The 19,825-nt window shown below is 72.1% G+C and carries 18 protein-coding genes; 8 read left to right on the plus strand and 10 right to left on the minus strand.

Features of this window, described 5'->3' with window-relative positions; all coding sequences use genetic code 11:
- Nucleotides 1–154: 154 nt before the first annotated feature.
- The 5 genes from Aru02nite_RS20525 (at nt 155) to Aru02nite_RS20545 (ending at nt 5,126) form a co-directional block, all read left to right on the plus strand.
- Nucleotides 155–1,447, plus strand: coding sequence for a ParA family protein (locus Aru02nite_RS20525; RefSeq protein WP_275408677.1), 1,293 nt, complete (start codon nt 155–157; stop codon nt 1,445–1,447).
- A complete protein-coding gene (locus Aru02nite_RS20530; protein ID WP_203660061.1) occupies nt 1,444–2,484 on the plus strand; it encodes a ParB/RepB/Spo0J family partition protein in 1,041 nt (346 codons plus the stop codon). Before Aru02nite_RS20525 ends, Aru02nite_RS20530 begins: the two co-directional genes overlap by 4 nt.
- 772 nt (nt 2,485–3,256) lie before the next feature.
- A complete protein-coding gene (locus Aru02nite_RS20535) occupies nt 3,257–3,778 on the plus strand; it encodes a GNAT family N-acetyltransferase (RefSeq protein WP_203660063.1) in 522 nt (173 codons plus the stop codon).
- Between the two features lie 56 nt (nt 3,779–3,834).
- Entirely contained in the window at nt 3,835–4,353 is a 519-nt protein-coding gene (locus Aru02nite_RS20540) for a GNAT family N-acetyltransferase (RefSeq protein WP_203660065.1), read from the plus strand.
- A gap of 17 nt (nt 4,354–4,370) precedes the next feature.
- The gene (locus tag Aru02nite_RS20545; protein ID WP_239076825.1) at nt 4,371–5,126 is read left to right on the plus strand and encodes a methyltransferase domain-containing protein; all 756 of its coding nucleotides are present in this window, start codon (nt 4,371–4,373) and stop codon (nt 5,124–5,126) included.
- Here the strand turns inward: Aru02nite_RS20545 and Aru02nite_RS20550 are convergent.
- The 3 genes from Aru02nite_RS20550 to Aru02nite_RS20560 all read right to left on the minus strand — a co-directional run bounded on the left by Aru02nite_RS20550 (nt 5,101) and on the right by Aru02nite_RS20560 (nt 8,699).
- Nucleotides 5,101–6,231 carry an alpha/beta hydrolase gene (locus tag Aru02nite_RS20550; RefSeq protein WP_203660067.1) on the minus strand — a complete coding sequence of 377 codons (1,131 nt, stop codon included), beginning with the start codon at nt 6,229–6,231 and terminating at the stop codon, nt 5,101–5,103. The genes Aru02nite_RS20545 and Aru02nite_RS20550 overlap by 26 nt on opposite strands.
- Before the next feature lie 165 nt (nt 6,232–6,396).
- Nucleotides 6,397–7,395, minus strand: a complete 999-nt coding sequence (locus tag Aru02nite_RS20555; protein WP_203660069.1) for a D-alanine--D-alanine ligase family protein — start codon at nt 7,393–7,395, stop codon at nt 6,397–6,399.
- On the minus strand, nt 7,392–8,699 hold the full coding sequence (locus Aru02nite_RS20560; RefSeq protein ID WP_203660071.1) for an aminotransferase-like domain-containing protein: 1,308 nt from the start codon (nt 8,697–8,699) through the stop codon (nt 7,392–7,394). Before Aru02nite_RS20560 ends, Aru02nite_RS20555 begins: the two co-directional genes overlap by 4 nt.
- Nucleotides 8,700–8,883: 184 nt before the next feature.
- Between Aru02nite_RS20560 and Aru02nite_RS20565 the strand changes: the two genes are divergently transcribed.
- Complete coding sequence (locus Aru02nite_RS20565) at nt 8,884–9,516, plus strand: GNAT family N-acetyltransferase (RefSeq protein ID WP_203660378.1); 633 nt, start codon at nt 8,884–8,886, stop codon at nt 9,514–9,516.
- A gap of 4 nt (nt 9,517–9,520) precedes the next feature.
- Here Aru02nite_RS20565 and Aru02nite_RS20570 read toward each other — a convergent pair whose 3' ends face one another.
- The 6 genes from Aru02nite_RS20570 to Aru02nite_RS20595 all read right to left on the minus strand — a co-directional run bounded on the left by Aru02nite_RS20570 (nt 9,521) and on the right by Aru02nite_RS20595 (nt 15,390).
- Nucleotides 9,521–10,663, minus strand: a complete 1,143-nt coding sequence (locus tag Aru02nite_RS20570) for an N-acetylmuramoyl-L-alanine amidase (RefSeq protein WP_203660073.1) — start codon at nt 10,661–10,663, stop codon at nt 9,521–9,523.
- Between the two features lie 338 nt (nt 10,664–11,001).
- Nucleotides 11,002–11,319, minus strand: coding sequence for a thioredoxin (gene trxA / locus Aru02nite_RS20575; RefSeq protein WP_203660075.1), 318 nt, complete (start codon nt 11,317–11,319; stop codon nt 11,002–11,004).
- A 24-nt stretch (nt 11,320–11,343) separates the two neighbouring features.
- A complete protein-coding gene (gene trxB, locus Aru02nite_RS20580) occupies nt 11,344–12,270 on the minus strand; it encodes a thioredoxin-disulfide reductase (RefSeq protein ID WP_203660077.1) in 927 nt (308 codons plus the stop codon).
- A 130-nt stretch (nt 12,271–12,400) separates the two neighbouring features.
- Complete coding sequence (locus tag Aru02nite_RS20585; RefSeq protein WP_203660079.1) at nt 12,401–13,294, minus strand: RsmA family anti-sigma factor; 894 nt, start codon at nt 13,292–13,294, stop codon at nt 12,401–12,403.
- Nucleotides 13,291–13,911 carry an RNA polymerase sigma factor SigM gene (gene sigM / locus Aru02nite_RS20590; RefSeq protein WP_203660081.1) on the minus strand — a complete coding sequence of 207 codons (621 nt, stop codon included), beginning with the start codon at nt 13,909–13,911 and terminating at the stop codon, nt 13,291–13,293. Before sigM ends, Aru02nite_RS20585 begins: the two co-directional genes overlap by 4 nt.
- A 33-nt stretch (nt 13,912–13,944) precedes the next feature.
- A complete protein-coding gene (locus Aru02nite_RS20595) occupies nt 13,945–15,390 on the minus strand; it encodes a protein kinase family protein (RefSeq protein ID WP_203660083.1) in 1,446 nt (481 codons plus the stop codon).
- Nucleotides 15,391–15,856: 466 nt separating this feature from the next.
- Here Aru02nite_RS20595 and Aru02nite_RS20600 point away from each other — a divergent pair, with 466 nt between their 5' ends.
- Both Aru02nite_RS20600 and Aru02nite_RS20605 read left to right on the plus strand, forming a co-directional pair.
- Nucleotides 15,857–17,401, plus strand: coding sequence for a helicase HerA-like domain-containing protein (locus tag Aru02nite_RS20600; protein ID WP_203660085.1), 1,545 nt, complete (start codon nt 15,857–15,859; stop codon nt 17,399–17,401).
- A gap of 147 nt (nt 17,402–17,548) precedes the next feature.
- Complete coding sequence (locus tag Aru02nite_RS20605) at nt 17,549–17,836, plus strand: hypothetical protein (RefSeq protein WP_203660088.1); 288 nt, start codon at nt 17,549–17,551, stop codon at nt 17,834–17,836.
- 15 nt (nt 17,837–17,851) lie between these two features.
- On the opposite strand, the gene murJ is transcribed toward Aru02nite_RS20605, so the two are convergent.
- Nucleotides 17,852–19,822, minus strand: coding sequence for a murein biosynthesis integral membrane protein MurJ (gene murJ / locus Aru02nite_RS20610; protein ID WP_203660090.1), 1,971 nt, complete (start codon nt 19,820–19,822; stop codon nt 17,852–17,854).
- Nucleotides 19,823–19,825: the final 3 nt, after the last annotated feature.

Genomic DNA, 19,825 nt, shown 5'->3' on the forward strand with positions numbered 1-19,825 from the left:
CATCGATCGGACCGCCGTAGGCTTGCCGCACACCGGAACGAACACCGAATCGACGGAGACTGACCGCGGGACCGCGGCGGGGGGCTCCACGCGACGGGCTTCCCGCGCCTCGCGCCGGAGAAGGACGCCGGCACCCCGGCGAAGTGGCGACCCTGTGGCAGTCTCCTCGGTTGGTACCGGTGATTCCCCCAACCGAATAGACGAGGGCAGCATGGTGCGCGAGGACCGACCTGCCGAGCCGACGGCCGGGTACGACGTGAGCCAGCAGAGGATCCGACAGGCGCTGGCCGAGGTACCGGTTTCACGTGAAACCGAGTCCGTCGAGGCCGAGCGAGTGTCGCAGGAACGGGAACGGGAACGGGAGAGGCCACGTTCCACCGGCACGGTGTACGGAACCCGACGCCGGCCGGATGAGTACGACGACCCGTCGAGTGGTCAGGCCGCGCCCGTACTGGGGGCGACTCCGCCGGGTCGGGCGGCGGCCACCGGACCGGCGCCACTGGCCGCCGACACGACCACTGCGGTACCGGTGACCGCGCCGGACGAGGCGCCGGTTTCACGTGAAACCGAACCCGAGGACGATCTGCCGCTCGCCATGGAGGCTCGGCGGGCGGTCGAGATTCTCAACCCGTCGGGGGCGGCGCTGATCCCCCGCCCGGCGAAGCGGCGCGTCATGTGCATCGCCAACCAGAAGGGCGGCGTCGGCAAGACCACCACGGCGGTCAACCTGGCGGTCGCGCTGGCGCTCCACGGCAGCCGTGTACTGGTGGTCGACCTCGATCCCCAGGGCAACGCGTCGACCGGGCTCAGCGTCGAGCACCACACCGGACTCAACAGCGTGTACGACTGCCTCACCGACGGACTCCCGCTCGCCGAGGCCACCCAGCAGGTCGAGGGAATCCCGAACCTCTGGTGCGTACCGGCGACGATCGACCTCGCCGGCGCGGAGATCGAACTCGTCTCCGTCGTCGCCCGCGAGCAGCGCCTCAAGCGCGCCATCGAGTCGTACCCAGAGCCGTTGGACTACGTGTTCATCGACTGCCCGCCGTCCCTCGGGCTCCTCACGGTCAACGCGCTCGTCGCGGCCGAAGAGGTGTTGATCCCGATCCAGTGCGAGTACTACGCGCTGGAGGGGCTGGGGCAGCTGCTCCGCAACGTGGAGCTGGTCAAGGCGCACCTCAACCCGGCGGTTTGGATTTCCACCATCCTGCTGACCATGTACGACGGGCGTACCAAGCTGGCGGACCAGGTGGCGCAGGAGGTACGCGAGCACTTCGGCGACGTCGTACTGGAGGCGGTCATCCCGCGGAGCGTGCGGGTGTCCGAGGCACCCGGGTACGGCCAGTCGGTGATGACCTACGACCCCGGGTCGCGGGGAGCAACGAGTTACTTCGATGCCGCCAAGCAGTTGGCGCAGCGCGGTGCAGCCGCGGGAGGGGAAGCATGAAGAATCGCCGAGGCGGACTGGGGCGCGGGCTCGGGGCCCTCATCCCCACCGGGTTGACCGACGCCGCGCCCGCGGTGGTACCGGATCAGCCTGCTGCGCCGGTCGAACCGGCAGCCGCGCCGACGGCTCCCCCGCCGGCCGCCGCCGCGCCGGCGCCCGCTCCGACACCGGTACCCGCGCAGGCCGCGCCGTCGCCCGACGAGGACACGCTCGCGCCGGTACCCGGGGCGCGGTTCCGGGAGATCCCGGTGCACGCGATCGAGGCGAACGCCAAGCAGCCGCGCCAGGTGTTCGACGAGGAGGCGCTGGAGGAACTCAAGACCTCGATCGACCAGGTCGGCTTCCTGCAGCCGATCGTGGTGCGTGAACTGTCCGCCGGGGCGTACGAGCTGGTGATGGGTGAACGTCGCTGGCGCGCTGCGCAGGCGCTCGGCCGGGAGACGATCCCCGCGATCATCCGGGACACCCGCGACGACGACATGCTCCGCGACGCCCTGCTGGAGAACATCCACCGCGCAAACCTCAACCCGCTGGAAGAGGCCGCGGCGTACCAGCAGTTGTTGGAGGAGTTCGGGGCGACGCACGAGGAACTGGCCAAGCGGATCGGCCGCAGCCGCCCGCAGATCTCCAACACGATCCGCCTGCTGAACCTGCCGCCCACTGTGCAGAGCCGGGTCGCCGCCGGCGTACTGTCCGCCGGGCACGCGCGGGCGCTCCTCGGCCTCACCGACGCCACCCGCCAACTCGACCTCGCGAAGCGGATCGTCGCCGAGGGCCTCTCGGTACGCGCCACCGAGGAGATCGTCAACCTCACCGACGAGGACGAGCCGAAGGCGAAGGCGCCGGCCGCCCGCAAGGCCAAGCCACACGCGCCGGCGCTGTCCGAGCTCGCCGACCGGCTCTCCGACAAGTTCGACACCCGGGTCAAGGTCGACCTCGGCCGGCGCAAGGGCCGGATCGTCGTCGAGTTCGCGACCGTCGACGACCTGGAGCGCATCGTCGGCGTCATGGGGATCGCCGGCCGCGCCGACGACTGAGTACGACCCGCACGGTGGAGCGGCGGCCCGGGTGGGCCGCCGCTCCGCCGTTTCACGGGAAACATCGGCGCCGCGCTGGCGTACCACGGGCGGCGGGTGAAGGCGCCGCCGACGGCGGGACTGGGTGTCGGTTAGCGCGGGTGAGCCGCCGCGGCTTCCCTGGCCGTCCGATGCTGGACGAGGGTCGTGACGGCGGACAGCAGCGGCATCCACGCTCCCCTGGTCGGTCGACTCGGCGGCGCTGCCACACACGCACGGCTCCTCGTGCGCGGGAGCGCGTGAGTCACGAGCCACCACGTCCGACTCATGGCGTTGCCCGAGCGCGCCCGCCGTCTGTTCCCAAGCCACCTTGGTAGCCCACGCCCGCGTACGGCGAGCCCGGCGAACCCCCAGAGCCCGGTGGCTGCCGAGCGAGTGAACCCGAACCGAGCGATCCTGCGCCCGGCGGACCTGAGCCCGTTGAACTCGGGGCCAGAACGCGAGGGGCGCAGCCGAGTGTCGGCGAGGCCGAGAGCGAGAATGCTCGGCCGATCCATTAACTGACCGCAGGGCGGGCGGCTCAACAACGGGCGCCACACCCGAGCAGCTCGAACGGCGACGAGCACAGCGGAGCCGCCGCATCCGTACCGACGCGAGGGTGTGGGGGTGCTCCAACATGTCTGGGACCTCGCACCCACCGCGTCCCGTTTCACGTGAAACAAGCGCCCCATGACACGGGCGCCAGCACATACGAGGAAATGTGCGGGACACATCGGCGTGGTGGGGTGGGGGCATGTCGAGTACCGGGGCAAGCGGGCGGATCCGTACGGGCGAGGAGTCGGATCTGCCGGAGCTGACCGCGATCTACAACCACTACGTCACGTCGACGCCGATCACGTTCGACCTGACGCCGTCGACGGTCGAGGAGCGGCGGCCGTGGTTCGACGCGCATCCGCCGACCGGGCCGCACCGGCTGCTCGTCGCGGAGGAGGCGGGCACGATCCTCGGGTACGCGACGAGCAGCCGGTTCCGGCCGAAACCGGCGTACCTGCCGTCGGTGGAGACGAGCGTCTACCTCTCCCCCGACGCGGTGGGGCGCGGTGTCGGGAGCCGGCTGTACGAGGCGCTGTTCGCGGCGCTCGCCACGGAGGACGTGCACCGGGCGTACGCCGGGATCGCGTTGCCGAACGCCGCGTCCGAGCGGCTGCACCTCCGCTTCGGGTTCACGCCGGTGGGCACCTTCCGGGAGGTGGGCCGCAAGTTCGGCCGGTACTGGGACGTGCTGTGGCTGGAGCGCGGGGTGGGTGTGGCCTGAGGTACTCCGGGGCGCCCGGGCGAGTGGAGCCGGCGCGGCACCCGGACGATGACCGCATGGCCATCGAGACGCGGGTGAACCCGACCGTGACCGCCGACCTGGTCGACGAGATCGCCGAACTCTGGGTGCGCGTGACGAACGCGGGCGGGGCGGTCGGCTTCGTACCGCCGGTCACCGTGGACGACATCCGGCCGACCGCCGAGCGCACCCTGGCCGCCGTCGCGGCCGGTACGGATGTGCTCGTGGCGCTGGTGGAGGACGGCCGTGTCCTCGCCTGGTGCGTACTGGAAGAGGGGTCGAGCGGGTTGCGGCGGCACTGGCGCACCGTGGTCCGCGTCCAGGTCGATCCGGAACGTCAGGGCACCGGGCTCGGCGACCGGCTGATGCGGGCGGTCGGGGAGGTGGCCCGCGATCTCGGCCTGGCCGCGCTGCACCTGGCGGTCCGCGGCGGTACGGGGATCGAGAAGTTCTACCGCCGGCACGGGTACCGGGAGGTGGGGCGGCTGCCCGCGGCGATCCGGGTCGGCGCGGACGACGACCGGGACGAGATCATCATGTGGTTGCCTGTCGCCTGACCGTTCCGGAGGCCGCCGTGTCCGAGCCGCAGGAGCCGTACGTGTGGGACCGGGTGGACGACACCGAGGACCCCGACGAGATGGTCACGGTCCAGCAGGACCTCGAACGGTGGCCGGTGGTCCGGGCGTACCGGGAGCGGATGCGGGAGCTGGTCGGTGGCGGTCGCGCGCTGGACGTGGGTGCCGGGCCGGGCGGCGAGACGACGTACGTCGGGGTCGACAACTCGATGGCGATGGCGCGCCGGGCGTACGACCGCGGTCGGGTGGCGGTGGTCGCGGACGCCGGGCGCCTGCCGTTCGCGGCTGGGTCGTTCGACGCGGTGCGCGCCGACCGGGTGCTGCAACACGTGCCCGACCCGGACACCGCCCTCGCCGAGGCGACCCGCGTGGTACGTCCCGGCGGCCGGCTGGTGTTCGCCGATCCGGACCAGTCGACGCTGACGATCGAGGCGGAGCCGGTTGGCGTACGGTCGGGCGCCGCGCTGGTCGCCGAGGTCGTCGCGTTCCGTCGGCGGAGCATCCGTAACCCCGATCTGGCCGGGCGGCTCGCCGGTCGACTCACCGCGCTCGGGTTGGTGGACGTGGTCAGCGACGCGTACCGGTTGGTGTTGACGGATCCGGCGCTGGCATTCGGGGTGACCGGCTGGGGCGAGCTGATCGAGGCGGCGGGCCGAATCACCGCCGCCGAGCGCGCCGCGTGGGAGGCCGCCCTGCACGGCCCCTTCCGGTACGAGGTCAGCTACGTGGTCACCGCGGCGCGCCGGGCCGGGTAGCGGACCCGGCCGCCGACACCGGCGTACGGGTCGGTTGGCCCAGGTGCCCGCCGACGAACGTGAGCATCGCCGGCTCCGCGTACTGCGCCTCGCGCCAGGTGTGGAACGTCGGCTCGGTCGTGGTGACGACCGGCTGGCCGCGCTGCCGCAGCAGCGCCGCGATGCGCAGGTTGTCGGCGCGTTCGGAGCCGGACGCGCGCCCTGGCCAGTCGAGGAACACCGGCACCCGACCCGCGAACCGCATCGTCGGCAGGTACTCGGTGACGGTGTTGCGGCGTACCAGGGTGCGGTCGTTGTGCAGCGCGGACGACTCGGGACCGCCACCGGGCGACGGGTACGGCTCCAGCGCGGCGATCGCGCCGACCTGACCGGTGTGGTGCAGGCCGAGGTTGAGCGCGCAGAAACCGCCGGAGGACATGCCCCCGAGCGCCCGCCCGGACCGGTCCGCGACCGTACGGAAGTGGCTGTCGACGTACTTGACGAGGGGGCCGGTCAGGAACGACTCCAGGCGCGGCCCGCCGACCGCGTCGAGGCATTCGGTGTCGCGGAAGCCGCCGAGCGTGGTGTCCGGCATGACGACGATCATGGGTTGGATCCGGTGCTGCGCGATCAGCGCATCCATCATCTCGGGCAGCCGCCCCGCCGCCAGCCAGTCCGTACTCCGGCCCGGCCAGCCGCCGTACAGGTAGAGCACCGGGTACCGGAGGGTCGCGCCGGAACGGTAGCCGGGCGGCAGGTACAGGTAGACGGTTTGGGTGGGGACGCGGAGGGCCGACGAGCCGAGCCGGATCGACGCCACGAGCGAACCGCTGCCGCGCGGCAGGTCCGTGTCGCCGCTGACCCGCGTGTCGCCCGGGTAGCCGACCATCGCCGGCAGCGACCGCAGCGTCGGCAGGTAGCCGGCGTAGCTGTTCAGCCCGGTCAGCAGGCCGAGCAGCCCGCCCACCACCCCCACCGCGAGCGCCCCGGTACGCCGGCGCAGCCAGCCGCGGCGCCGGGCGACCAGGATCAGCGTCACGAGGATTGCCGTGCCGGCGAGCACACTGGTCGGCACCCACCAGGACTCCAGCGGTGCGCTCGGACCGACCCGTTCCGCGTCGAGCATGCGTTCCCCCCGCACTCCACGCTACGTCGCGCCCGTCGCCAAGATCCTGTGATCCCGCTGTCAGGCGCTTCCGGGTACGGAGGACCGACCGCGGGCGGCGTGACGAACCTCGGAAAGTACGCGGCCCGGCCTGTAGGTACAGGCCGGGCCGGACGGGGTGGCGGGTCAGCCGCGGGCGGTCGCCGCCGAGACGAGCCGTTCGAGTACGGCGCCGAGCTTGCGTCCGGCGGCCTCGACGGCCATCGGCAGCAGCGACGTCTCGGTCATGCCGGGCGCGACGTTCGCTTCGAGTACCTGGATGTCGCCGTCGGGGCCGACGATCAGGTCGATGCGGGACAGGTCGCGCAGGCCGAGCGCGGTGTGCGTGGCGACCGCGATCCGGGCCGCCTCGTCCAGGACCTTCTCCGGCAGGCGGGCCGGGCAGTGCCAGGTGGTGATGCCCGCCGTGTACCGCGCGGCGAAGTCGTAGTTGCCGTCCGGCGGGACGATCTCCACCGCGGGCAGCGCCTGCGGACCGTCGCCCAGGTCGACCACGCTGACCGCGACGTCGATCCCCGGTACGAACCGCTCCATCAGCGCGGTCGGCGCGTACGCGAAGGCGCCGACCATCGCGGCCGGCAGCGCGTCGGCGGACGTCACCCGCTGGACGCCCAGGCCGGACCCGCCGTGCGCCGGCTTGATCATCAGCGGCAGGCCGAGCCGCCGTACGACATGGTCGAGGAGGGACTGGGCGCCCAGCTCGGAGAACGTGGTCTGCGGCAGCGTCACCCAGTCGGGGGTGGGGATGCCGGCCTCGCGCAGGATCGTCTTCGCGGTCGGCTTGTCCCAGGCGAGGCGCGCCGCGTGCGGCGTGGACCCCACGTACGGCACGCCGGCGAGGTCGAGTACCGACTGGAGCGAGCCGTCCTCCCCCGGGCTGCCGTGCAGCGCGATGAACGCCGCGTCCGGCGGGTCCGCGGTCAGCGTCGGCAGCAGCGTCACGTCGGCGTCGCGCAGCTCGGCCTCGAACCCGGCGCCCAGCAGCGCGTCCAGCACCCGGCGCCCGGACCGCAACGACACGTCCCGCTCGTACGACAGGCCGCCGGCGAGGACGAGCACGCGCGTCGGCGTACCGCTGGTGGAGTCGGCGGGCGCTGCCGGAGCCTGCCCGCGCTCTGCGCTCATGCGATGCCCGGCGGTACGTCGCCGGCCACGCGCCGGGGCGCGCCGGCCGAGCCGGTCGCGCCGAACGTGCTGCGCAGGGAGAGTTCTTCCTCGATCACGTGCCCGAGCCTACGGACCCCCTCGCGCAGCCGTTCCGGCGGCGGGAAACAGTACGACAGGCGCAGGTGCGAGGTGCCCGATCCGTCCGCGTAGAACCCGGTGCCCGGCACGTACGCCACGCGGGCGTTGATGGCGCGCGGCATCATCGCCTTCGAGTCGAGCGCCTCGGGCAGGGTGAGCCACACGTAGAAGCCGCCGCCGGGGTGCGTCCAGCGGACGCCGTCGGGCATGAAGTCGGTGAGTGCGGCGAGCGTCGCGTCCCGCCGCTCCCGGTACAGCTCGCGGAAGACCTTGAGCTGCTCGCGCCACGGCATGGTCGTGAAGTAGCGCGTGGCGATGCGCTGGTTGAACGTGGGCGGGCAGAGGATCGACGCCTCGGACGCCATCACGATCTTGTCGCGGACGGCGTGCGGCGCGAGGATCCAGCCGAGCCGGATGCCCGCGGCGAACGTCTTCGAGAACGTGCCCAGGTAGAGCACCCCGTCCCGGGCCCGGGAACGCAGCGGCGCCGGCGGCTGCTCCTCGAACCCGAGCAACCCGTACGGATTGTCTTCGAGTACGAGCAGATGGTGACGTTGGCAGATCTCCAGGATCCGCTCGCGCCGCTCCTCGGCCAGCGTCACGCCGGCCGGGTTGTGGAACGCGGGCACCGTGTACAGGAACTTGGCGCGGCGGCCGGACGCGGCGACCGCGGCGATCGCCTCCTCCAACGCCTCCGGTACGAGACCGTCGTCGTCCATCTGTACGTGCACCACGTCGGCCTCGGCGGCCTGGAAGACACCCAGCGCCCCCACGTAACTCGGGGCCTCGGCGAGGACCACGTCACCGGGGTCGAGGAAGACCCGCGCGACCAGGTCGAGCGCCTGCTGCGAACCGGTCGTGACGACCACGTCGTCCGGCGACGCACCGACGGACGCGTCCACGCCCTCCTCGGCCATCACCGCACAGATCTGTTCGCGCAGCGCCGCCTCGCCCTGCCCGACGCAGTAGTTGAGCGCCGGTGCGCCCTCCCGCTGGATGAGCTCGGCGACCATCTCGCCGATCGCGTCGAGCGGCAGAGCCGCCGTGTACGGCGAGCCGCCGGCGAGGGAGACCACCTCGGGACGGTTCGCGACGGAGAACAGTGCGCGGATCTCGGAGGCCTTCATGCCGTGGACCCGCTGCGCATACAGATCGGTGTAGTCGTCCAGTGTCGTGCCGGACACGGCGCCCCCTCTGCCGGAAACGGCGCCGGTGCGGCACGAACGACGGCGGCGATGGCGGGTCCGCACCTGCGGCGCACGGGTTCGGCCGAGTGTACCGGCAGGTCAACCGCGATCGCGCCGGTTCGTGACGCAGAACGCGTACGATCACCCTTGGCCCGTGACGACCGACGTACCAGGGGGTGTGGTGTCCCGGCGCCTGGTGAGTCTCACCCTCGACACGCTGGAGGACCTGCCGCGGCGGTGCCGCGGGTGCGTGTTCTGGGAGCTGGACCCCGTCGCTGCCGACCGGGCCCGCGCGAGCGGCGACACCGAGTTGGAGAAGGAGGCGTGGGTCTCGCAGACCCTGCTGGAGTGGGGTTCCTGCGGCAAGTTGATCTACGTCGACTCCGCCCCCGCCGGGTACGTGATGTTCGCGCCCCCGGCGTACGTGCCGCGGTCCGTGGCGTTCCCGACGAGTCCGGTGAGCCCCGACGCGGTACTGCTGATGGCGGCGCACGTGGTGCCGGACTTCGCCGGCGGCGGGCTCGGCCGGATGCTGATCCAGGGCGTCGCGCGGGACGTGACCCGGCGCGGCATCAAGGCGATCGAGGCGTTCGGCGACGCGCAGTGGGACCAGCCGCACTGCGTCGCGCCCGCCGACTACTTCCGCGCCGTCGGCTTCAAGACCGTGCGCCCGCATCCCCGCTTCCCGCGGCTACGGATGGAGTTGCGGACCGCGCTGTCGTGGAAGTCGGACGTCGAGGCCGCGCTGGACAAGCTGCTCGGCTCGATGTCGCCGGAGTCGCTGCTGCGTCCGGCGACCCACGCCGCGGTCTGACCGGTCAGTGCGCCGCGGCCACCGCGGCACGCAGCGAACTGACGTCGAACGTCCCGGTCGGGTAGTCCGACTCCTTCGTCAGGTACATGCGCTGGATGGCGGCGACCATCGCCTCGACGACGCGGTCCCGGAAGACCGGGTCGATCAGCCGGGCGCGGTCCTCCGGGGAGGTCAGGTAGCCGACCTCGACCCGTACGGCGGGCATCCGGGTGAGTCGCAGCAGGTCCCAGCCCTTGGCGTGGCTGCCGCAGTCGAGCATCCCGGTACGCGCGGCCACCTCGCGCTCGACCAGCCCGGCGAGCAGCTCCCCCACCGTCGACGCGACGCCGTGCGCCCCGCCGAAGTGGTACGTGGCGACGCCCTGCGCGGCCGGGTTCGGGTGGCCGTCGGCGTGCAGCGACACGAGCAGGTCGGCACCCAGCTCGTTCGCGAAGCGGGCCCGGTCCCGCTCGGAGAACCACGTCTCCCGGCTCCGCGTCAGATGCACCTGTACGCCGGCCGCGGCGAGCCGGCCCTCCAGCCGCGAGGCCAGGTCGTACACCAGGTCGGCCTCGGTCCAGCGGAGCATCCCGTCCGGTACGACGACGCCCTGGTCGTCGCCGCCGTGGCCCGGGTCGATCACGATCCGTTTGCCGACGAGCGCGGGGCCGGCGTGGTGCAGCGCGGCGGACTCGCGGAGCAGCTGCGGCCGGCCGCCGGTCACCTTGCGGCCGAGGCGGCGCAGCGCGGCCATCGTCGCCGGCCCGAACGCGCCGTCCGACGTCAGGCCGACCTCCCGCTGGAACTGGCCGAGCGCGTGCGCGGTCCGGTCGCCGAAGACGGCGTCGGCGCGACCCACGTCGTACCCCATCTCCAGCAGGCGCTCCTGGAGCTGCCGGACGTCGTCGCCGGTCAGCTGCTCGGGGCGGGCGGCGAACAACGTACGGTCGCCGAGCTGCCAGCGCGCACCGTCCAGTACGTGCCAGGTCTCGTCGGTGACGACGCCGTCCGCGGTCAGCCCGCGGGACTGCTGGAACGCACGGACCGCGTGCACGGTCGACGAGTCGTACTCGTCGGAGGTGGTATCACCCAGCAGCCCGAGCCTCGCGAGGACGGAGCGGATCTCGGCAACGGCCGGACCGCGATCACCCGGTCGGATCGGACGCATACGTGGTGCCTCCCTCACGGCGGTTGGACGGCAGGCGCTCGGAAGGACCCGGCCGCGGGTGCCCAGCGTCGACGGCGGAAACCACGTGCCGTGAGCACCACAGACATCGGAGCGTACTCCGTGGCCCAGGTTGGTCCAGTACGGGATCGGCCGTTCCCGCCTGCCCGTTCCGTACCCGGGTGCGTCGTGACGACACAGCCGGCCGGAAACGCGGTCGGGACCGGGTGCCCCGCTCGGAATCACGTGGCCAAGACAACAGGGCGCCCGTCCACGTGACCCCGACCGGCCCTACTGGCGACCCGGTCCCAACTACGACTTAGTACGAAACAGATGAAGCGTTACAGCGCCGACTCGATCAGCTTGGTGAGCTGGCTCTTCGGCTGCGCGCCGACGACGGACTGCACCGGCTTGCCACCCTTGAACACGGTCAGCGTCGGGATCGACATCACCCCGTACTCCCGCGTCACGTTCGGGTTCTCGTCGATGTTCAGCTTGACGATCTCGATCTGGTCCGCGTACTCCGCGCCCAGCTGGTCGAGCACCGGGGCGACCTTCTTGCACGGACCGCACCACTCGGCCCAGAAGTCGACCAGTACCGGCTTGTCCGCCTGCAGGACGTCGGCGGTGAAGCTCGCGTCCGTGACAGCCTTGCCCATCTACCTACCCCTCTCTGGGAAAACTCACTCGCTGGCGGCGAGGAAGCGCTCGGCGTCGAGGGCCGCGACACACCCGGTGCCCGCGGCCGTGATCGCCTGCCGGTACGTGTGGTCGACCAGGTCGCCGCACGCGAACACACCGGTCACGTTCGTACGGCTGGTCGGCGCGTCGACCCGCACGTACCCCTCGTCGTCGAGGTCGACCTCGCCCTCGAACAGCGCGCTGCGCGGGTCGTGGCCGATCGCGATGAACAGGCCGGTCACGTCCAGCGTGGACGTCTCGCCGGTCTTCAGGTTCTTGAGCTGGACACCCTCGACCTTGTCCTTGCCGAGTACCTCGGTGACCACCGAGTCCCAGACGACCTTGATCTTCGGGTTCGCCAGGGCGCGGTCCGCCATGATCTTCGACGCCCGGAACTCGTCGCGCCGGTGCACGATCGTCACCGTGTCGGCGAACTTCGTCAGGAAGCTGGCCTCCTCCATCGCCGAGTCGCCGCCGCCGACGACCGCGATGTGCTGCCCGCGGAAGAAGAACCCGTCACAGGTCGCGCAGGACGACACCCCGTGCCCCAGCAGCTCCTGCTCCCCCGGTACGCCCAGCGGACGCCACGCGGAGCCGGTCGCCAGGATCACGGCCTTCGCCTGGTACTCGGTGTCGCCGACCCAGACGCGCTTGACCGCGCCGGACAGTTCCACCCGGGACACGTCGTCGGTCAGCAGCTCCGCGCCGAAGCGCTCCGCCTGCTTGCGCATGTTGTCCATGAGGTCCGGACCGTCGATGCCGTCCGGGAAGCCCGGGAAGTTCTCCACCTCGGTGGTCGTCATCAGCGCACCGCCGGACTGGGCACCTTCGATGACCAACGGGTTGAGGTTGGCCCGCGCCGCGTACACGGCTGCGGTGTATCCGGCCGGCCCGGACCCGACGATGATCAGGTTACGGACGTCTGCCACCACACGACCCTCTTCCTTGCTCCGTACGGTGCGGGACCTGACGGCCCCGGCCGGTGCTCTCAGCCGGCAGAACGCCATCGTACGGACCAGGATTCCCGGTTGCGGTGCGTGTCACCCCGGGCGCACCCGCCTACTTCGGCGTGGTCTCGTGGGCCCCGAGGACGACCGTCTCGTACACGAGGTGCGGGTCGTCGGGGCCGCACTCCGGCCCGACCGCGACGATCATGCCCGACGACCCGTTCTGTACCAGCCACACCACCATCGCCGGGGCGCCGCGGAACCGGGCGTAGTCCACGGTCCGGGGCGTACCGGGATGGCCGGCGGCGATCGCGCGCAGGCACCCGTCGAGCTGGTCCGGCCGGGTCAGGCGGTCGAGCTGCGCCGGGACCTGGCCGCGGGCCGCCGCCCCCAGCGACGAGCCGCCCGACGCCCGCACCACCCGGACCACCGTCGCCGGCGTGTAGTCGGTGCCGCTGGCGCCGAGGGTCGGGCCGGCGAGACCCGGGCGCGGCTGGTTGTTCGGGCCCAGGTCCGGATGCGGCGCCGTACTGGTCGGCGCGGCGCCGGACCTCGCGGAACTCGCCTGCTTCGCCGAGTCGTCGTGCAGCACGCTCGTACCGACCAGGCCGAGCAGCGCCACCACCACGACCGCGGCCGCGGCGCCCAGCACCCACCGGGCCCGCCGTACGCGGCGGCGTCGGGCGGCGTCGAACCCGACCACCGCGCCGCCGGCCGCAGCCGACGACGGGGCCGACCGCTCCGCCCGGATCGCCTCGACCAGCCCGGACAGCACGTCCGCGGGCATCGGCGCCGGCTCGGCACCCAACCCCGCCAGATCCTCCAGTACGACACGGTCGGCGTCGGCGAGCGCCTGCGCCGCGTCCGACCACTCGGGCCGGGTCGCGATCAGCTCGGCGACCCGAGCCTCCTCCGGCGTACCGGCGAGGACGCCGGCCTGGTAGTCGGCGACGAGATCGACGTCCACCCCGGTGGAGGCGTCGTCGGGGCGCGCGGTGTCGCTCACGGGGCCTCCTTTCGCGGGCGTGCCGTCCCCGATGTGACGTCCGGGGACGGCTCCTGGTTCCGAAGGTGACCCAGACGTGCGGCGAGTCTCGCCCGGCCGCGGGCGCACCGGCTCTTGATCGTGCCCGGTGCCACGTCGAGGATCTGCGCCGCGTCCGCCACCGGGTACCCGTACACGTCGACGAGGACGAGGGCGGCGCGCTGGTCGGGCGGCAGTTCGGCGAGCGCCGCCCGTACGGTCAGCGTGGTGTCGCGGTCCTCGCCGCCGGCGACCGGCTCCCCCGCGCCCTGCTCCGGCAGCGGAACGGTCGGGCGGGCCTGCCGGCGCCGCGCCCGGTCGAGGCAGGAGTTGACGACGATCCGGTGCAGCCAGGTGGTGACCGCCGACTCGCCGCGGAACCGGTCCGCCTTCCGGTACGCCGACAGCAGCGCGTCCTGGACCGCGTCCGCCGCCTCCTCCCGGTCGCCGAGAGTACGCAGGGCCACGGCCCACAGCCGGTCCGCGTGCCGGCGTACCAGGGTCTCGAAGGCGGCGGGGTCACCGGCGACGTGCGCGCGCAGCAGTTCGGCGTCGTCCCGCGGGTCCGTGGGACCAGCGACGGAGGGGTCATGCCGCACGGTGCCGCTACCTGCCTGCCGAACCGGGCCGGCTCACTGCCCGCGAACCTTGATGTCCTTGATGCCGATCTGGTACTTGCCGTCGGAGTTCTGCGGGAGGCCGGTGATCCAGACCATCAGGTAGCGCGTCTTGACGCCGCTCAGCGTCCACGACTTCGTCACCTGCACCTGCTGCTGACCCGCCCCGGGCACCGCCTTGTACGTGTCCATCACGGTGGTGTCGGTGTCCGTCGTACCCGCGCCGCCGTTGGCCGGGTCGCTGCTGCCCATCCGCAGGCCGAGCGTCGCGCCGCTGTCGGTGAGTACCACGGAGACGGTGTTGACGTCGTGCGCCTTGCCCAGGTCGAGCAGGATGCCCATGCCCTCCTTGAGCCGGCCGAACCGCGCGTCGTTGTACGCCTGGGTCTTCCACAGCGTCGTCTGGCTGCTGTCGACGGTGCTCTGCGCGCCGTCCAGCTCGGTACGGTCGCCGCCCTTCGGGTCGACGACGCGGACGCCGACCGGCTTGATCGCGGTCGGTGCGGACGCCTGGGTGCTCTGGCCGGTCGGCGTGCTGTCCGGCCCGCCGCCGTCGTTGGTGTTGCTGCTCACCCACTTGGTCCCGAGGAGCAGGCCGACCAGCGAGATCACGGCGAGCGCGGCGATCCCGACGGCCAGCTTCTTCCAGACCGGGCGGCGCTCCTGCTGGCTCGGCGGCTCCACGGTGACGAGGTCGAGCGGGCCGCTCACCTCGTTCGCCACGTTGAGCCGGCCCAGCTCGGCGGACAGCTCGGCCGCGGTGGGCGGCGGGAGCTGGTCGTCCAGCAGGTCCATGGTCAGCGCGTCGAGATAGTTCGGTACGCCGGGGCGGACCTGGCGCGGCGGCGCGAGCTTGCCGTCGACCCGCGGCGCGGCCGGCAGACCGTAGTCACCGGGCAGGTCCTCCGGCCAGTAGCCGGTGAGCGCCGCGTACAGCACGCCGCCGAGTCCGCGGATGTCCGCCTCGGGGCTGGCCTCGTCGCTGGCGCGGGCGTCGGCCAGTACGATCCGGTCGTCCGGCCCGCCGAGCAGCACGGTGCCGGGGTGCACGTTCCCGTGCGCCACACCGGTCTCGTGTACGGCGGCCAGCGCGTCGGCGATGGCGTGGGCGACACCGGTCGCACGTTCCGCGGTGAGCGGCCCGTCCGTCTGCACGATCTCGCGCAGCGACCGCCCGTCCACGTACTCCCGGACCACGTAGGCGCGGTCGCCCTCGTCGACCGCGTCGTACACGCCGACGGTGTGCGGGTGGACGACGCGGCTGGCGGCGACGGCGGCCTGCAACATGTCCTCGGCGTCCGCGCCGCCGGGGTACTTCAGGACGATGGTGACCGCGCGCCGGAGGATGACGTCGACCCCGCGCCAGACCTGCCGCCCCGTGGAGTCGTCGTGAATGTGCTCCTCAAGGCGGTACCTGTCAGCCAGCACCTCGCCGACCGCGGGGGCTCCGACCTGGGTCAACCCAGTCCTCCCTCCGGGGCCTTCGACAACGGCAGGCTCAAGTGCGACCCGACGTTCACTCACAGCCTAGGTCCTCCGGGACGCGCGCAAGCAGCACCCTGCTCAACTCCAGCGTGTTGATGATGTGTCGGTAATCCCGGCCACTACGACCCGTAACGCACCGCCGTGACGGGCGGTGGTCCGGGCCCGTGCCACCGTATCGCGTCTCTGTTCAGTACTCGATGGATGAGATGTCTTTTGTTGCCGGTTTCCCTGTTTGTCAAACTCCGCGACCACTCGCGGTGACCGGCACGTCGCCCACGAACTCTCCCGACGTCGCACCGACGACGGCACCGACAGCCATACACGCGGCCGGACGGCCGGTGGTTGCGGCGTTCCGCGGACTTCGTGATCTCCCACGCACAACCGTCGTGAACTCCCTACGCTTCGTTACGAACCCGAGGCGAACGTCACTGGGGGGTGCGACATGACGGCCGACCACGTCCGGGACGTCGCCGCGGGGTACGCGTTCGACGGGCCCTGCCTCGACCTGGGTGCCCTGCTCACCGGTCCGGACACCGTCGCGACCGAGGCCAAGGTACGGATCCCGCTCGGCATGCTCAACCGGCACGGCCTCGTCGCCGGAGCCACCGGTACCGGCAAGACCAAGACCCTCCAGGTACTCGCCGAGCAGCTCGCCGCCGCCGGCGTACCGGTGTTCCTGGCGGACGTGAAGGGCGACCTGTCCGGGATCGCCGAGCCGGGCGAGGCGAACGCGAAGCTCACCGCGCGGGCCGAGTCGATCGGTCAGGACTGGCGACCTGCCGGCACCCCCGGCGAGTACTACAGCCTGGGCGGACGCGGGACGGGCGTGCCGGTACGGGTGACGGTCACCGCGTTCGGGCCGCTGCTGCTGTCCCGCGTACTGGACCTGAACGAGGTGCAGGAGTCGTCGCTGTCGATGGTGTTCCACTTCGCCGACGAGCACGGGCTGCCGCTGCTCGACCTGAAGGACCTGCGCAGCGTCGTGACGTACCTGACGTCGCCGGAGGGCGCGGCCGAACTCGCGGCGCTCGGCGGGCTCTCCAAGCAGACCGCGGGCGTACTGCTGCGCAAGCTCGTCGCGTTCGCCGACGACGGCGCCGAGGACTTCTTCGGCGAGCCGGAGTTCGACACGCGTGACCTGCTGCGTACCGAGGGGGACGGGCGCGGTGTGGTCAGCGTGCTGGAACTGTCCGAACTGGCCGGCAAACCGCGACTGTTCGCGACGTTCCTGATGTGGCTGCTGGCGGACCTCTACCACGATCTGCCCGAGGTGGGCGACGTGGACAAGCCGAAGCTGGTGTTCTTCTTCGACGAGGCACACCTGCTGTTCGACGGCGCGAGCAAGGCGTTCCTCGACTCGATCACGCAGACGGTACGGCTGATCCGGTCCAAGGGCGTCGGTGTGTTCTTCGTGACGCAGACCCCGAAGGACGTCGCCCCCGACGTACTCGGGCAGCTCGGCAACCGGGTGCAGCACGCGCTGCGGGCGTACACGCCGGACGACGCGAAAGCGTTGCGCGCCACCGTTTCCACGTTCCCGACCTCGTCGTACGACCTGGCCGAGCTGCTGACGACGCTGGGCATCGGCGAGGCGGTCGTCACGGTGCTGTCGGAGACCGGCGCGCCGACCCCCGTCGCCTGGACCCGGCTGGCCGCGCCGACCTCCCGGATGGGGCCGCTCGACCCCGCCGACCTCACCGACCGCGTGCACCGCTCACCGCTCTGGCCCCGGTACGCGGAGGCCGTGGACCGCGAGTCCGCGTACGAGATGCTCGCGGCGAGGCTGGCACCCGCGCCGGACGAGGAGAAGGCCGAGGACGAGGCGGCGGGGAAGCGCCGGCCGGCGGCGAAGGAGCACGAGGACCAGGGGCTCGTCCAGCAGGTGCTGGGGCGTAGCGAGGTGAAGAGCTTCCTGCGGTCGGCGGCGTCCAGCGCCGGGCGCGAGGTCATGCGCAGCCTCTTCGGTACGGCCCGGCGGCGGCGCTGATCGCCGTCTGTGGCGCGCCTCTCACTCCATCGAAGCGTCCGTCAATGCGGTGATAGTCGCCCATAGCCGGCGGGGAAACAGTACTACCAGACGGTAACGCGGCAAATCGGATGGCAGTCGGGTCGGTGACTCGGCATGCTTGGCCGCATGGTTCCGGGGAGGACGGTGTTCAGGCACGACCGGCTGGTGCTGCTCTGGCCGTTCGGTCCGGCCGACCGCACCGTCGAGGGCGTCGGCCTCGGCACCTCCGTGTACGAGGCGTGGCTGGCGTACCCGGACGCCGAGGCGCTGCGGCCCGCACCGGACGCGCGCTCCGACGCCCTGCTGGTCCGCCGTACGGGGCGGGGTTATCTGATGCGGCACGACGGCGCCGTCGTCCGCGAGATGTACGCCGGCACCGAGGACCTGCTGCGCGCCACCTACCACGCGAACTGACCGCACCGACGGCGGTCAGCGGCCCAGCTTGCGGCGCACCATCCCGACGACCTCGCTCACCTCACGCACCCGGAACAGGTACGCGAGCACGAAGTAGACGATGCCGAGGACGGCGCCGCCCGCGGCGATCGCGGCCAGGCTCGCCAGCCGGCCCGTCCCCAGCGCGTCGCTGAGCAGCCGGTCCACCAGCCAGGCCGGTACCGCGGCGATCGCGGCGGCCGCCGTCAGCCGTACCAGGGTGCTCGCCACCTGGCGGAGGCCGAGCGGGCCGATCCGGCGCCGCAGCAGCGCGTACGACACGACGGCGGCGACCACGAACGACACCGCGTTGCCCAGCAACAGCAGCGGAACCAGCCAGTCGAGCGGGGCGAACTGCAACGCCAGCAGGTCGAACGCCACCTTCACGATGACGACCGGCACGTTCACCAGCGCGGGCGTACGCGTGTCGGGCAGGGCGTAGAAGGTGAAGATCTGGAGCTGGCTGACCGCGAACGGGACGAGGCCGAAGCCGGCCATCGCGACGGCCAGGCCGGTCGACACGGTGGCGGCGTGGTCGAAGTGCCCGTACCGGAACAGCACCATGGCGATGTCCGGCCCGAGTACGGCGAGCAGGGCGGTGCCGGGGATGAGCAGCACCGACGACAGCCGCGTACCGAGGGAGAGGTTGGCGGCGACGTCGGCGTACCGCTGGTCGGCTGCGGCGGCCGACATCCGCGGCATCAGCGCCGTCATCACCGACACGGCGGCGATCCCGTTGACGGTCATCATCAGCAGGAAGCCGTAGTCGTACACGATGGTGCCGGAGGCGTGGGACTTCGAGGCGTAGCCGGCGATCTGGATGACGACGGTCATGCCGATCTGGCTGATCGCGACGTAGCAGAGGGCCCAGGCGGACAGCTTCGCGATGTGCCGCAGACCCATGCCGCGCCAGTTGAACCGCGGCCGGAACCGGAACTTCACCTTGCGCAGCGCCGGTACCAGCGCCACGACCTGTACCGCCATCGCGATGGTGAAGCCGAGGCCGAGCACCAGGATCTTCGGCGTCGTCATCGAGTCGACGGTCGGCTCGTCCGGCCAGATCCAGCCGAACGTCAGGAAGAAGCCGATGATGACGAGGTTGTTGAGGATCGGCGCCCAGGTCGGCGCCGCGAACGAACCGCGCGTGTTCAGGATCGCCTGGAACAGCGCCGACATGCCCATCAGAAAGATCGCCGGCAGCATCACGTAGCTGAGCGACGTGACGACACCGTGGATCGGCAGCCCGCGCGTCAGGTACCAGGAGATGGCCGGGGCGGCGAGCGTGACCAGCCCGGCGACCAGCAGCAGCATCGTCGCCGCGAGCGTCGCGAACCGCTCCGTGAACGCCTCGCCGCCGTCCGCGTCGCGCTTGCGCGCCCGGACCAGCAGCGGCACCACGACGCTCGTCAGCGTGCCGCCCATGAGCAGCTCGTACAGCATCTGCGGCGAGTAGACCGCCGTCGTGTACGCGTTGCCGATGGTGAGGCCCAGGGTGGCGCCGATCGCCACCGTGCGGCCGTACCCGAGGAGGCGGCTGAGCAGGTTGAACCCGGCCATCACCGCGCTGTTGCGGAACACGCCGGCGCGGCCGCCCGCGTCCGTGCCGCCCTCGTCGATGTCGGGCTCGCCGGCCTGGGGCGGCAGCGTACCGGTGGCGGCGGGGTCGGCGACCGTCGTCGACACCGGGGCCATCAGGCCCGTCGCCTCGCGCGCCGCCGCGTACGACGACCGGTACAGCCCGTCGCCGGCGGCGGTCGGCGCGGGCGGCACAGGCTCCACCACCCCCGGGTACGCCGCGGTCGGCTCGCCGTACGCCGCGGTCGGCTCGGCGTGACCGTCCGGGGAGTACGCGGCGGTGCGGTCGTCGGTGGCCGGCTCGTACCGGGAAGGGTCGTCGGCGGTGGGCGCCGGGTGCTGGATGCGGGGGTCGTCGCCGCTGCGGTAGACGCGGCCCTGCGGCTCGCTCATCGG

This window comes from Actinocatenispora rupis, assembly GCF_016861975.1.
Taxonomy (GTDB): Bacteria; Actinomycetota; Actinomycetes; order Mycobacteriales; family Micromonosporaceae; genus Actinocatenispora; species Actinocatenispora rupis.

Coding starts and splice junctions, on each gene's coding strand:
- Aru02nite_RS20530 (WP_203660061.1), top strand. CDS start 1,444: ATGAAGAATCGCCGAGGCGGACTGGGGCGCGGGCTCGGGGCCCTCATC.
- Aru02nite_RS20535 (WP_203660063.1), top strand. CDS start 3,257: ATGTCGAGTACCGGGGCAAGCGGGCGGATCCGTACGGGCGAGGAGTCG.
- Aru02nite_RS20540 (WP_203660065.1), top strand. CDS start 3,835: ATGGCCATCGAGACGCGGGTGAACCCGACCGTGACCGCCGACCTGGTC.
- Aru02nite_RS20550 (WP_203660067.1), bottom strand. CDS start 6,231: ATGCTCGACGCGGAACGGGTCGGTCCGAGCGCACCGCTGGAGTCCTGG.
- Aru02nite_RS20555 (WP_203660069.1), bottom strand. CDS start 7,395: ATGAGCGCAGAGCGCGGGCAGGCTCCGGCAGCGCCCGCCGACTCCACC.
- Aru02nite_RS20570 (WP_203660073.1), bottom strand. CDS start 10,663: ATGCGTCCGATCCGACCGGGTGATCGCGGTCCGGCCGTTGCCGAGATC.
- trxA (WP_203660075.1), bottom strand. CDS start 11,319: ATGGGCAAGGCTGTCACGGACGCGAGCTTCACCGCCGACGTCCTGCAG.
- Aru02nite_RS20600 (WP_203660085.1), top strand. CDS start 15,857: ATGACGGCCGACCACGTCCGGGACGTCGCCGCGGGGTACGCGTTCGAC.
- Aru02nite_RS20605 (WP_203660088.1), top strand. CDS start 17,549: ATGGTTCCGGGGAGGACGGTGTTCAGGCACGACCGGCTGGTGCTGCTC.
- murJ (WP_203660090.1), bottom strand. CDS start 19,822: ATGAGCGAGCCGCAGGGCCGCGTCTACCGCAGCGGCGACGACCCCCGC.